Source organism: Catenuloplanes nepalensis (genome assembly GCF_030811575.1).
Taxonomy (GTDB): Bacteria; Actinomycetota; Actinomycetes; order Mycobacteriales; family Micromonosporaceae; genus Catenuloplanes; species Catenuloplanes nepalensis.
The window spans coordinates 936,280-949,313 of sequence record NZ_JAUSRA010000001.1 but is presented as its reverse complement, the minus strand read 5'-3'; the positions used below and the strand labels follow the sequence as shown (position 1 = coordinate 949,313).

The window sequence follows — 13,034 nt, the reverse complement described above, 5'->3', positions numbered from 1 at the left end:
AGCGGACGCTGTGCGCCCGATGTCTCGGTATGGCGGGCGGCTACGCGGTCGGCAGCTGCGCGATCGCCTCGATCTCGATCAGGAGATCCGGGTGGATCAGCGCGGAGACCTCGACGAGCGAGCTAGCCGGCGGCTTCTTGACGTCCACAAACAGGTCGCGGGCCGCGCGCACGTCCGCCACCGCAGACACGTCGCGGACGAAGTACGTCAGTTTCACCAGGTCCGCGAAGGATGCCCCGGCTGCCTCGAGAACGATCCCCAGGTTGCGAAACGTCCGCTCGGCCTGCGCGCGCATGTCCCCCACCCCCACCACCGCGCCGTTCTCGTCGAACGGCACCTGCCCGGAAACGAAGAGCAACCCACCGGCCCGCATGGCGTGGCTGTATCCCGGCGGAGTGGACAGGTCAGGCGAGTTGACCGCTTCAGGCGACATACCGGCATCCTACGAACGCGGCCAACCGGATTTCTGGACCCGCCTCAAGTACCGGCTCAGCCGCGAGTTCCAGGGTTTCGCGGACCTGGACGCTCTTCGCAGGATGTGTTCGGCAGGCCCCGGACACTGCACGCCCGGAATATCAGCATATTGCGTTCGCGGATATCGCCGTCGCGGCAGTCGCGAACATCCTTCCAGCCCATATTGCTGATTCAGCGCCGTCGAACCAGCAAGATGGGCTGGAAGGATCTTGAATCCTGAATTCCGGGAGGTCGATCTCACAGGCTGAGTCGTTCGACGTCTCGATGGGCCGCTGCTCGGCGACTCCTGCGCTGTGTCATGCGATTTCGAGCGCGGAGCGCCCGAGGCGACCTACGCGATCCAGCGGCACCGAGTCAGCAGCCTCCACTTCTCTCGGCGCGCCGTGGCAGTGCACGAGCCGCGCACTGCCGCCGACCTGCTGATCATGTCCACGTTTCGCTGTTCGCCGGTACGTGCGGAGACCGCGGGACGGCCGCCGCCCCAATGGCCTTCGCGGCGGGAGGTCACCGCTGGCACTCGCGGCCGGGACGCTGCCCGGGCGGCAGCCGTGGCAGGCGCGCTCGCCCGGCGGCACGCCTGCCGAGCGTCCGCCACCGGCGGCATGTGGGATGCCGCCGGTGGGGTGGGACGTCAGAAGGGCAGCGAGCCCTGGAGTTCGGCGCGCAGGGCCGGCGTGAGCATCTCGCCGGTCTGCTTGGCCAGGCGGGCCATCTCGTAGCCGACGACGCCGATGTCGGCGTCGCGGACCGCGAGCGTGGCCAGGATGGAGCCGTCGCGGATGCTCATCACCAGCAGGAAGCCGCGGCCCATCTCGACCACGGTCTGCTTGACGACGTCACCGTCGAACATGGAGGCCGCGCCCTGGGTGATGCTGTACAGGCCGGACGTGACGGCGGCCAGCTTGTCCGCGTGGTCGCGGGGCAGGCCGTCGGACACGGCCAGGAGCAGGCCGTCGGAGGAGACCACGATCGCGTGGGCGACACCGGGGACCCGCTGGGCGAACGCGTCGACCAGCCAGCTCAGGTCGCGCGCCTCCTGGCTCAGCACGGTCATTGCCTGTCTCCCTCCCACCGGATCGCCGTGTGCGACCCGGTGTTTTCTGTTGTTTCCTCGGTCTCAGCAGCGCGGATGCCGCTGTAGAACCTGCTGAGCGTCGTTCCGGTCGCCTCCGGATCCAGCTCCGCGACCTTACGCTCGGGCGCGCGTCCGGCCGGGGCCGGACCGCCCTGGCCGTCGGGGAGCTGGGCCATCGGGACCCGCATGGGTAGGCCGGCGGAGTTGGTTCCGCCGGTGACCGGGGCCGCGGGGGCCACCGGGGTGCGGTCGAGCGCGGTCGTGCCGCCGGTCGGCTTGCCGGCTCCGGACCGGTTCCACCAGGTGCCGCCACCGCCGGACGCGCCGCTGGCCGCGCCGAGCACGTCCTCCGCGCGGATCGGGCGGGCCGGGCGCGCGGCGGAGACGGGCGACGGGGCGACGGGATACTCGCCGCTGCTCTCGGCCGCGCGCCGGCCGCTGAACGCGTCGTACGCGGACGGCATCGCGAACGCACCCGAGTCGGACGGCCCACCGGCCCCGTACACCGGATAGCCGCCGGACTGCTCCGGTCCCGAAGGGCGGGAGGATCCATGAGATCCCGAAGCCCCGGAGCGTCCGGAGAGGTCGGACGGGCCGGAGGGCCCGGCCGGCACCGCCGGAGCGGAGTGCCCGTAGGGCGCCGGCGACGAGGGAGCGAACGTCGGCCCGGCCGGAAGCTCCGGCCTCGACGTGACCCCGGACGTCGCCGATCCGTAGACCGCGCCGGGCGTCCGGACCGCCTCGGTCGGCGCCGGCCCGGGCGGCGTCGGCACGGCCGAGATGACCCCGCCCGTGCGCTGCTTCGGCACCAGCGGCAGCGGCCCGGTCCCGGTCGTGTCGAAGAACGTGGCGATCTCCGGTCGCGGCTGCCCGCCGGCCGGCCGTGGCGACGGCCGGATCGCGCGCGGCGCCGGCGGCTGGTTCAGCCGCAGATCGACCGGGGGCCGCGGCGGCAGCTGGGCCGCCGCCGGGGACCGGTATCCGGTGGACGGCACCGCGGAGACCGGCACCACGGTCCCGGTCATCACGCCGGCCGCCTCGAACCCGGTCGGCACCAGCTCGCGCGAGCCGGGCAGGGCCGGCGGCGTGCTTCCGTAGACGGCGGGCAGCGCGGGCGCGGCACCGGACGCGGGCAGTGCGATGGGCGCGCTCGGCTGGAGCGCCGGCACCTGGATGGACGGTCCGCGCAGCGCGTCGTCCGGGGGTGCCTCGGTGAGCACGGACGGCGGCAGCCACACGGTGGCGATCACGCCGCGCTCGCCGGAGCGCAGGCTGACTCGGATACCGTGCCGGGCCGCGAGGTGGCTGACCACGAAGAGACCCATCCGCTCGGACGCGGCGACGTCGACCGCGGGCGGCTCCGCGAGCAGCTGGTTCAGTTCCTGGACGGTGCCGGGCGTCATGCCGAGGCCGTCGTCGACGACCTCCAGCACGACGGTGCCGTCCGCGGCGAGCCGGCCGGAGAGGCGCACGACCGTGCTCGGCGGGCTGAACGCGGCCGCGTTGTCGAGCAGTTCGGCCAGCAGGTGCACGACGTCGGCGACCGCGTGGCCCATCACGTGGACGCGGTCGGGCGCGTCGTGGCGTACCCGGGTGTAGTCCTCGATCTCGGCGGTGGAGGCGAGCACGACCGCGGAGAGCGCGACCGGGTCCCGCCACCGGCGGGCGTTGTCGGAGCCGGCGAGGACCAGCAGGTTCTCGTCGTTGCGGCGCATGCGGGCGGCGAGGTGGTCCAGCTTGAACAGGTTGGTCAGCTGGTCCGGGTCGCTCTCCTCGCGCTCCAGCTCGTCGAGCAGTTCGAGCTGGCGCTCGACCAGCACCTGGCTGCGGCGGGCGAGGTTGACGAACATCGCGTTGACGTTGCGACGCATGGACGCCTGCTCGCGGGCGACGTCGACGGCGGAGCGGTGCACGTCGACGAACGCGCGGGCCACCTCGCCGATCTCGTCGCGGCCGCGGATCTGCGAGTCACCGACCGAGATATCCGGAATACCACGCTGGACCGATCTGAGCCGTTCCAGTGTCTCGGGCAGCTCGGTCTGCGCGACCTTGAGCGCCTGCTCGCGGAGGCGCTTCAGCGGCCGGACGATGGACGTGCCGATCGCCAGCGACGCGACGACCGCGGCGAGCAGGATGATCAGGATCGCGGCCGCGCTGATCACAGTGCTGCGGGTCTGCGCGCCGGAGGCGTCGTCGACCGCGGCCACGCCGTCGTTCACCACCTGCGACTGGACGGCGGCCAGCACGGCCTGACGCTTCTCGCTGGTGTCCCACCACGCGTCCGCGGCGGGGAACTGACCGCTGGAGTTCAGCGTGATGGACTCCAGCCGGGTGAGGTCCTGGGTGGCCTGGTCCCGGGTGGTGGCCTCGTACGCGCTGATCTGCGCGGGCGCGGCCACGCTGCGGAACTCGCGGACCGCGTCGACCAGCTCGCTGCGCAGCGCGCTGTACTGGTCGAGGTCTCCCTCGGCGTACCCCGCGGCGACCTTGTCCGGGGGTTTCGCGGCCCGGAACACGATCGCGCGCTGCCGGGCCAGGATCTCCGTGATCTCGGCCATCTCGACCTGGCGCTGCAACGCGAGGGCGAGCTCCGGCCGGTCGGAGCCGGCGGTCGGCGAGCCGAGCAGGCCGATCAGCGTGGTGATCGCCCGGGTGTAGGAGTCGTCGAGCGTCTTGATCGAGCCGGGGAAGTCGACGAGCACGTTCGCCATGTCGTCCGCGAGCGAGACCCGCAGCCGGCCGATCGACTCGACCGCGCTGATCGCGTCCGTGTAGCTCGCCTGCCAGGCCACCGTGCCGTTCACGTCGTCACCGGCCGTGCGCAGCGCGTTGATGGAGGCGTCGGTGGCGGCGTAGTACTCCGCCATCGCGTTCTGCACCAGCGACGGGCGGCGGAACACGGCGGACAGGTCCTTCTGCGGATTGACCTCGCCGATCGTCCGGTCCCGCTCGGCCTGCAGGTCGTGGATCACCTCGGTGATCTGCGGGGCCAGCCGGGCCTCGCGCGCATATTGAGCCAGGTCGAGGCTCCGCCGCACGGAGTCGGTGACCTGCACGGCGGCGACCAGCATGAACGCCACCGACGGAATGACGAGCACTGCGACGATCTTGGTGCGGATCGGCCAGTCCTCGACGCGCAGCCGCGATCCACCGGAGCGGGAACCGCGGCGGCGCCGGTCTGAAGGGGACGCCGATCGACGCGACGGACCCGTGGCAGAAGCCACCACACCTCCTGAGGTCCTCCGGTGCGAGGGGGGTGAACACCGAAGATGATCACATCCAAGCAGGTGGAAGCGGGAATCCCAATACGCGTGTTCGGACGTTTACCTGCGACCGTCAGAGTGGCCGACACCGCTGTGGCGGAGTCGCCGATGGCCCATCATCCGTTCGGGTGATCCGCCAGCATGATCAGCGCGGCGCCGACCGCACCCACCTCCGGGTTCTCCACCGCCTCCACGCGGCGTGGCGCGAGCGCGGTGGAGAACGCGCGCCGCCACCACGCCGAGGCCGCGACCGCGCCGCCACCCAACCGCACATCCACGGTACGGCCGACAGTGGACTCGAGAACGAGCAGGTCAGCGGCGACCTGCGTGCACACGCCGTCCATCAGCCCGGCCAGGATCCGCGGTCCGGTGGTGGTCAGGCCGAGCCCGCCCAGCCGGCCCTCGCCGGGCGGCGTCATGCCCGGCGGACGGTCACCGCCGAACCGCGGATCGGCCCAGACTCCGACCTGACCGGGCGTGATCTCGTCGAGCGCGGCCTCCAGCGCGTCGCCTTCGGGCAGCAGCAGCGCGCGCTGCGCCCAGGCGAACAGGTTGCCGCCGCCGGAGTAGGCACGGCCGGTCACGACGCGTGTGTGGTCCAGCCGGTAGCGCCACAGCTGGGGCGGCAAGGCAGGCAGCGCCTGGCCCGGCGCGATCTCCTGCGCGACCCGCACGGCCGCGGACGTGCCCACGGTGATCGCGGCCCGGGACGCGTCACCGGCGCCGGAACCGACGTTGGACGCGGCGCCGTCCCCGTACGGCGCGGCCCACTCCGCGTCCGCGAGCGCGGGCCAGCGGCCGGCGTACTCCGCGCGCAGCCGGCCCCGCCAACCGGGCCCGGCCAGCGTGGGCAGCTCGGACTCGCGCGTGCCGGCCAGCGACAGCGCCTCCGCGTCCCAGGTCTGCGCGTTCAGGTCCAGCACGCCCGCGCCGGAGGCCTGGGAGACCGAGATCGGACTCTCGCCCAGCAGCTCGGACCACACGAACTCGCCGAGGCCGCTGAACGCGGCCGGTGCGGTGCCGGACCGTTCCCGCAGCCACGGGATGCGGACCGTCCAGTAGAGCGGATGCCACCAGGCGCCGGTCCGGTGGTGGAACGCGGCCTCGTCGTCCGGGCCGGTCGCCGTCTCGGCCGCGCGCGGGCGGGTGTCGAGCCAGGTCAGCACGGGTCCGAGTGGCTTGCCCGCGCCGTCCAGCGGCAGGATCGAGTGCCACATCGCGCTGGCCGCGACGTGCGCGACGCCGTCCAGCCGGCCGGCCGCGTGCAGCTCGTCGACGCACTCGATCAGCGCGGCCAGGTAGGCCTGGGCGTCGAGCGTGGCGGCGCCGTCGCCGTCCACCGTGGGGGAGAACTTCCGGCGGGCGAGCGCGCCCGGCACCGGCACCGCGTCAGGCTGTAGCACCAGCGCACGCACCGAGGACGTGCCGAGGTCGAAGGCGAGGATGTTTCCGAGAGCGCTCATCGCCCGACACCGTACCCACTTATGGGTCAGGGTTTGCCGACGATCTCGTGCAGCAGTCCGTAGTCGCGTGCCTCCTCCGCGGTCAGCATGCGCCCGGCACCCAGATCGTCCTCGATCCGGTGCCGGGTCTGGCCGGTCGCCTCGGCCAGCCGCAGCGCGAGTTCCTCCAGCTCACGGAGGTATTGGCCGGCGGCCGCGGTGACCTGCTCGGTGGTGCCGGAGGTCGCGGACGCGTGCGGCTCGGAGAGCTTGAACCGGGCGTGCCGGTAACCGAGCCGGCGCTGCGCCGCGGCCAGCAGCGCGAGCGCGGCGCCGCCCGCCTCGGACGTGACCACCACATGCACCGGCGAGCGCATCGTGTCCATCGCGTCGACCACCGCGAACGCGGCCGCGAGCTCACCGTCCGGGCAGGCCAGGTGGATCTGCACCGGCGCGTCGCCGGCCGAGTCGAGGCTGAACAGCGCGGCCGCGGCCTGCGTCGCGGCCGGCAGCGTGATCCGCCCGCGCAACATCACGATCCGCTGGTCGAAGAGCCGCTCCTCGAGCCAGGGGCTCAGACCCTGATGGGGGTACGGATCGGGCTCGGACTGCGGCCACCGGCGCGGATCGCTCATCCCTTCTGTATAGCCGCCGCTCCCCCACCGCGCCGACGGGTTATGCCATGGGCAGATCGGCGTCGTGCACCAGCAGCGCGATCTGCACCCGGTTGTTCATGTCGAGCTTGGTGAGCACGCGGGAGACGTAGGCCTTCACGGTCGCGGTGCTCATGTGCAGCTCCGCGGCGATCTCCTGGTTCGTCAGGCCGCGCCCGACCCGCTCGGCCACCCCGCGCTCGCCGTCGCTGAGCGCGGCCAGCCGGGCGCGTGCCGCATCCCGGCGCGGGTCCACGCCGGCGCCCGCGACGTAGCCCATCATCCGGCGCAGCACCTCCGGTGACATCATCGGCTCACCGGCCGCGACCTGCCGGATCGCGTCCGCTATCCGGGTCGGTGGGGTGTGCTTGAGCAGGAAGCCGCCAGCCCCGGCCCGGATCGCGCGCTGCACGTGCCGGTCGGTGTCGAACGTGGTCAGCACGATCACCTCGGGCGGGTCCCGGCGGGCACGCAGCGCCTCGGTCGCGGCCAGCCCGTCCATCCGCGGCATCCGCACGTCCATCAGCACCACGTCCGGCCGCACCCGGGCGATCTCGGCGGCCACCTCGTCGCCGTCGGTGACCGCGCCGGTCACCTGGATGTCGTCGAACTGGCCGAGCATCAGCACCAGCCCGGCCCGGACCAGCGCGTCGTCGTCGACGATCAGGACTTTCACGGTCTCCACGGCAGCCATGCTCTCAGCCGGAAATCGCCGGTCTCCGTCCAGCCGTGCTCGATCCGGCCGCCGACCAGGTCCACCCGCTCGCGCAACCCGATCAGGCCCGCCCCGGCGCCGGGCAGCCCGCCGGAGACCGCGGCCGGGTTCGTCAGCTCCACGCTGAGCCCGTCGCCCGGACCGCCTCCGACGGTGACCCGCACCCGCGCGCCGGGCGCGTGCTTGCGCGCGTTCGTCAGACCCTCCTGGACGATGCGGTACACGTGCCGCCCGGCCCGCCCCGGATCGTCGCCCGGTAGCCCGGCCGTGAAGTCGACCCACGCGCCGGCCCGCCGCGACTCCTCGACCAGCGCACCCAGCTCCGCGAGTCCCGGCTGCGGCCGGTCGGCGTCCGGATCCGCGTCCGGGGCCGCGCGCAGCACGCCGATCACCTCACGCAGGTCCTCCAGCGCGTCGTAGGCGCACTCCCGGATCACACCGGCCGCGCGCGTCTCCTCCTCGGACGCGCCGCGCCGCACCTCCAGCGCGCCCGCGTGGACGGCCAGCAGCGAGATCCGGTGCGCGAGTACGTCGTGCATCTCCCGGGCCAGGCGCTCCCGTTCCAGGTGGCGGGCCTCCTCGACGCGCAGCCGCTGGCCCTCCTCGGCCTGCCGGGCGCGTTCCTCCAGCGACCTGATCAGCGCGCGGTGCGAGCGCAGCAGCAGGCCCGCGGTGACCAGCACCAGATCGGCCATCAGCAGCACGGCCGCGGTCTCCCAGTACTCCCGGGTCGGGCCGCCCTCGTCCTGGAAGAGCGAGAGGATCAGCGCCGCGTCCACCGCGAAGACCAGGAACGCCCAGCGTGCACCGCGCCGGGAGGCGACGCCGACCAGCGCGGCCGCGGCCAGGCCGGCGACCGACGGCAGCGCGATGCCGATCACGCCGACCAGCAGCGCGAGCAGCACCGGGCGGGAGCGGCGCAGCCAGACGAACAGCAGCACCGCGACGACCAGGCCGGTGAGCTCGAATCGGAGCGGGGCGAACTCCTCCTCGCCGTCACTGACCCGCGCCACCCACAGCCACACCAGCCCGAGCACCACCGCGACCGCGGTCATGCTCAGGTCGTACACCCCGCGCCTGCTCATGCCGCACACGCTAACCGCGGCGGCACATCCGCGATGCGGCCGAAGGTCGACCGGGGCACGACCAAAGTCCCGCCGGGCCGGGCGGACGAACATTCGCTGACGCGCGGGCCAACTCCCGGTGCCAGGCGTCCGTTTTCTGCCTTATTTCACCCCGGCGAGCGGGTACGTGGCGCCGCTCCCCCGAGCGTGGCGGTCGTACGATCGCTGACACGTTCACCCCAGCGGAATACGAGGTAAATGGTGACCTCGCCAGTCGGTGCGTACCAACGGCTCGAACTCATCGGCCGGGGCGGGATGGGCGAGGTCTGGCGGGCCCGGGACCTCGACCGCGGCGGCCGGATCGTGGCCCTGAAGCTGCTCGCGCCGGACGCGCTGGACGACACCGAGCTGCGCGAGCGGTTCCTGCGCGAGATGGAGATCGCGGCCGACATCGAGAACCCGCACGTGGTCGTGGTCTACGACTTCAGCGCGAAGCTCCCCGAGCCGTACATCGCGATGCGCTACATCGACGGCCGGACCATGGCGGACGAGATCGCGGCCGGCACGCTCACCCCGGAACGCACGGTCACGATCGTGGAGCAGATAGCGTCCGCGCTGGCCGCGGCGCACGAGCGCGGCCTGCGCCACCGGGACGTGAAGCCGTCCAACATCATGCTGGAGCGCGGCTACCGGGCCGGCACCGATCACGCGTACCTGATCGACTGGGGTATCGCGCAGCACATCGACACGTCCGACCTGACCCGGGTCGGCCAGATGGTCGGCACCCCGGCGTACGTGGCTCCGGAACGCCTGGTCAGCGACCGGGCGGACGGGCGCGCCGACATCTACTCGCTGGCCGTGGTCCTCTACGAGGCGCTGGCCGGGCGGAAGCCGTTCGGCGGCCGGTTCTCCATCACCGACCACCGGGACCGCGAGCCGGACCCGCTGCCGGACACCGTGCCGCCGCCGCTGCGCGACGTGGTGATGAAGGGCATGGCAAAGAGACCCGCGGACCGGTACGACGACGCGCGCGCGTTCGGCGACGCGGTCTACCGGGCGTGGAAGCGTTCCGAGAGCGTCGCGCCCGCACCGCGTACCCCCGCCGCGGTCTGGCCCCTGATCGCCGGAGGCGGTGCCGGCGCGGTCGCCGGGACCGGCCTGCTGGCCGCGGACCTGATCGACACGACCATGGCGCTCTGGGCACTGCCCGCGCTCATGATCGCCGGCGTGGTGGCCGGCTGGGCACTGCGAGACACACCCGAGGACACCGGAGGCGACGAACGATGAAAGCGCTGCGCATGGTCGCGCTGCTGGTCAGCGTGGTGCTGGTGGCGGTGGTCGCCTGGGCCGTGGTCCGCCGCGCCACCGGCCCGGACCGCGACGGCGACCCGGTGGCCGGCTGCGTGGGCGAGCAGACCCGGGTGAGTGGCGTGATCGGCTCGGAGAAGTCGCCGTACCTGAACGATCCCCGCGTCCTGGCCCGGCTGTCCTGCCTGGGGCTGACGCTGGTGGTCGACTCCAAGGGCTCGCGCGACATGGTCAACACGCTGTCGAACGACGCGCACCCGTACGACTTCGCGTTCCCGTCCAGCACGTCCACCGCGGAGAAGATCCAGCAGCTGCGCGGCGTGAACGACACGTACAAGCCGTTCTCGTCCGTGATGGTGGTCGCCACCTGGAATCCGGTCGTGACGTTACTGAAGGGCGCCGGCGTGGTCACCACCGTGCAGGACCGCCCGGTCGTCGACGTGAACGCGCTGGTCGAGCTGGCCCGCAAGGGCACCCGGTGGAACCAGCTCAAGGGCAACGAGAGCTCGCCGAACAACAAGGTCGTCCTGCTGCGCACCACCGACCCGAAGGACTCCGGCTCCGCGATCCAGTTCGTGTCGATAGCGTCCGCCGCGCTCAACGGCGGCCGGCCGGTCTCGTCCCCGGCCGACGTCGCGAAGGTGCTGCCGGACATGTGCCGGCTGATGGCCTACCAGGGCACCAAGGAGGAGACCAGCCAGGACCTGTTCGAGCAGTACCTGAGCGACAAGGCGGTCCGCTCGCCGATCGCGCTCATCTACGAGCAGCAGTTCCTGGACTCCACGTCCGCGATCACGGTGCCGCCGGACGGCGAGCACGTGATGCTGTTCCCGAACCCGACCGTCTACGCCCGGCACACGGTGGTGCCGTTCACCGACGCCGGCAACCAGCTCGGCAGGGCCCTCGACTCCGACGAGCAACTGCAGAACCTGGCCGCGGAGTACGGTTTCCGGCTCGACGGCCAGGCGCTCACCGACCGCCCGGAGCCGCCCGTGGTGCAGGAGCCGCCGGAGTACGAGCTGCTCGAGTCGATGCTGCTCGAACTGGAGAAGAACCCCTCGTTCGACGACACGACCGGGAAGTGTGCGAAATGATCCGGCGCATTCTCGCCGCCTCCCTGGCGGTCTCCCTGCTGACGGCCTGCACGTCATCCCCGGACCCGGCGCCCTCGCCGGAGGGCGTGGACGGTCCCGCGACCACGCTGCGGGTGCTGGCCGGCAGCGAGCTGGCCGACATGGCGCCGATCCTCGAGGACGCGGCGAAGGCGACCGGCGTCACCGTCGAGTTCGAGTTCATCGGCAGCCTGGAGGGGGCGGAGCGGGTCGCTTCCGGAAAGGCCGACGGCGCGTACGACGCGGTCTGGTTCTCCTCGAACCGCTACCTGGAGATGGAGCCGGAGGCGAAGAGCCGGCTCGGGTCGTCCGAGCGGATCATGAGCTCGCCGGTCGTGCTCGGCCTGCGCACCTCCGCCGCCACCCGGCTCGGCTGGACGAACCGCGCGGTCACCTGGTCCGAGATCGCGACCGCGGCCTCGCGCCGTGACTTCACGTTCGCGATGACCGACCCGTCCGCGTCGAACACCGGGTTCTCCACGCTGGTCGCGGTCGCGTCCGCGCTCGACGGCAGCGGCCGGGCGCTGGACGCGTCCGCGATCGACCGGGTGTCCGGGCCCGTCAACGGCTTCTTCAAGGCACACAGCCTGAACGCGGGCTCGTCGGACTGGCTGGTGGACGAGTTCGTCGCCCGCAACGGCGACCTGGACGGCCTGTTCAACTACGAGGCGTCGCTGGTCGCGCTGAACCGGTCGAAGGCGCTGCCCGAGCAGCTCACCATCGTCTACCCGTCCGACGGCGTGGTCACCGCGGACTACCCGCTGACCGTGCTGGCGGACGCGCCCGAGGCGGCCCGGGACGCGCACCGGCGGCTCGCCACCTGGCTGCGCGGGACCGACGTGCAGCAGCGGATCGGCGCGACCACGGCCCGGCGGCCCGCGCTGCCCGGCGTGCCGTTGCCGGAGGGCCTGCCGGAGTCGCCGGTCGAGCTGCCGTTCCCGGAGACGCAGGCGTCGCTGAAGGCGCTGCTCACGGCGTACAACGACGAGTTGCGCCGGCCGTCCCGGACCGTCTACGTGCTGGACGTGTCCGGCTCGATGGACGGCGACCGGATCACCGCGCTGAAGACCGCACTGTCCGGGCTGACCGGCGTGAACACGTCGCTGACCGGCGAGTTCTGCCGGTTCCGCAGCCGCGAGGACGTGGTGCTGCTGCCGTTCAGCCAGACGCCGCAGGCCGCGAGGTCGTTCACGGTCGACGCCGCGAACGCGCAGCCGTCCCGGGACGCGATCCGCGGCGCGATCGACGCGCTGCGGGTCGGCGGCGACACCGCGGTCTACGATTCGCTGGTCGCGGCGTACGCGAGCCTGGACGCGGCCACCGACAAGGACCGCTTCGTCAGCATCGTGCTGATGACCGACGGCGAGTCGAACCAGGGCCGCGACCTGGCCGCGTTCAAGGACTTCCTCAAGCGGCGCGGGGACGCGGCGGTCACCACGCCGATCTTCCCGATCCTGTTCGGCGAGGCCGCGGAGCAGGAGATGAAGGAGATCGCCGCGGCCACCCGCGGGCAGACGTGGGACGCCCGCAACGGCGACCTGACCCGCGCCTTCTGCCAGATCCGCGGATACCAATGAAGTTCAACACCATCGCCGGGGGTACGCCGGGAGCCGCACCTGGCGCTTCCGGCGCCACCCGTCACACTCCGCGTGATCATGCGCGGGCCGGCGCGTCGCGGTTCGTTCGCACGCGCCGCGGCCTGCTCGGACGCGCCACGGCGCTGCCCGGGGTCACGGCTCCCCTCGGCGTCACGGCTCCCCTCGGCGTCACGGCTCCGCTCAGGCGCGGGACGGCGTGGCCGTCAGAGGGTGGTTCGAGATCCTTTGGGTTGATCTATGCGTTGAGTCCGTTTGGAGATCGTTCTGCGGGTTCATGACAGATAGTGATCACTCGATGGCGTGAAGGGTGAATTTTGGTCGCGTCCCGTG

General features: G+C 72.4%; 10 protein-coding genes. 3 read left to right on the top strand and 7 right to left on the bottom strand.

The annotated features are described in order from the left end of the window. Nucleotides 1-40: 40 nt before the first annotated feature. The 7 genes from J2S43_RS03980 to J2S43_RS03950 form a co-directional block, all read right to left on the bottom strand. The gene (locus J2S43_RS03980) at nucleotides 41-433 is read right to left on the bottom strand and encodes a RidA family protein (protein ID WP_306827183.1); all 393 of its coding nucleotides are present in this window, start codon (nucleotides 431-433) and stop codon (nucleotides 41-43) included. Between the two features lie 672 nt (nucleotides 434-1,105). Continuing rightward, nucleotides 1,106-1,528, bottom strand: coding sequence for a roadblock/LC7 domain-containing protein (locus J2S43_RS03975; protein ID WP_442320027.1), 423 nt, complete (start codon nucleotides 1,526-1,528; stop codon nucleotides 1,106-1,108). Continuing rightward, entirely contained in the window at nucleotides 1,525-4,647 is a 3,123-nt protein-coding gene (locus tag J2S43_RS03970) for a sensor histidine kinase (RefSeq protein ID WP_306827182.1), read from the bottom strand. Before J2S43_RS03970 ends, J2S43_RS03975 begins: the two co-directional genes overlap by 4 nt. Before the next feature lie 281 nt (nucleotides 4,648-4,928). Then, complete coding sequence (locus J2S43_RS03965; RefSeq protein ID WP_306827181.1) at nucleotides 4,929-6,275, bottom strand: FGGY family carbohydrate kinase; 1,347 nt, start codon at nucleotides 6,273-6,275, stop codon at nucleotides 4,929-4,931. Between the two features lie 26 nt (nucleotides 6,276-6,301). Then, nucleotides 6,302-6,889, bottom strand: coding sequence for an ATP-dependent Clp protease proteolytic subunit (locus J2S43_RS03960; protein WP_306827180.1), 588 nt, complete (start codon nucleotides 6,887-6,889; stop codon nucleotides 6,302-6,304). Between the two features lie 40 nt (nucleotides 6,890-6,929). Further along, nucleotides 6,930-7,601 (bottom strand): response regulator transcription factor, encoded by a 672-nt coding sequence (locus J2S43_RS03955; RefSeq protein ID WP_306827179.1) that lies wholly within the window; start codon nucleotides 7,599-7,601, stop codon nucleotides 6,930-6,932. Continuing rightward, nucleotides 7,580-8,707 carry a sensor histidine kinase gene (locus tag J2S43_RS03950; RefSeq protein WP_306827178.1) on the bottom strand — a complete coding sequence of 376 codons (1,128 nt, stop codon included), beginning with the start codon at nucleotides 8,705-8,707 and terminating at the stop codon, nucleotides 7,580-7,582. Before J2S43_RS03950 ends, J2S43_RS03955 begins: the two co-directional genes overlap by 22 nt. A 240-nt stretch (nucleotides 8,708-8,947) precedes the next feature. Here J2S43_RS03950 and J2S43_RS03945 point away from each other — a divergent pair, with 240 nt between their 5' ends. From J2S43_RS03945 to J2S43_RS03935, 3 genes are read left to right on the top strand one after another with little or no spacing between them, the layout of a single operon-like run. Continuing rightward, nucleotides 8,948-9,973 (top strand): serine/threonine-protein kinase, encoded by a 1,026-nt coding sequence (locus J2S43_RS03945; protein ID WP_306827177.1) that lies wholly within the window; start codon nucleotides 8,948-8,950, stop codon nucleotides 9,971-9,973. After that, on the top strand, nucleotides 9,970-11,088 hold the full coding sequence (locus J2S43_RS03940; protein WP_306827176.1) for a substrate-binding domain-containing protein: 1,119 nt from the start codon (nucleotides 9,970-9,972) through the stop codon (nucleotides 11,086-11,088). The genes J2S43_RS03945 and J2S43_RS03940 overlap by 4 nt, the downstream gene beginning before the upstream one ends. Beyond that, on the top strand, nucleotides 11,085-12,683 hold the full coding sequence (locus tag J2S43_RS03935; RefSeq protein WP_306827175.1) for a VWA domain-containing protein: 1,599 nt from the start codon (nucleotides 11,085-11,087) through the stop codon (nucleotides 12,681-12,683). The genes J2S43_RS03940 and J2S43_RS03935 overlap by 4 nt, the downstream gene beginning before the upstream one ends. Nucleotides 12,684-13,034 lie beyond the last annotated feature (351 nt).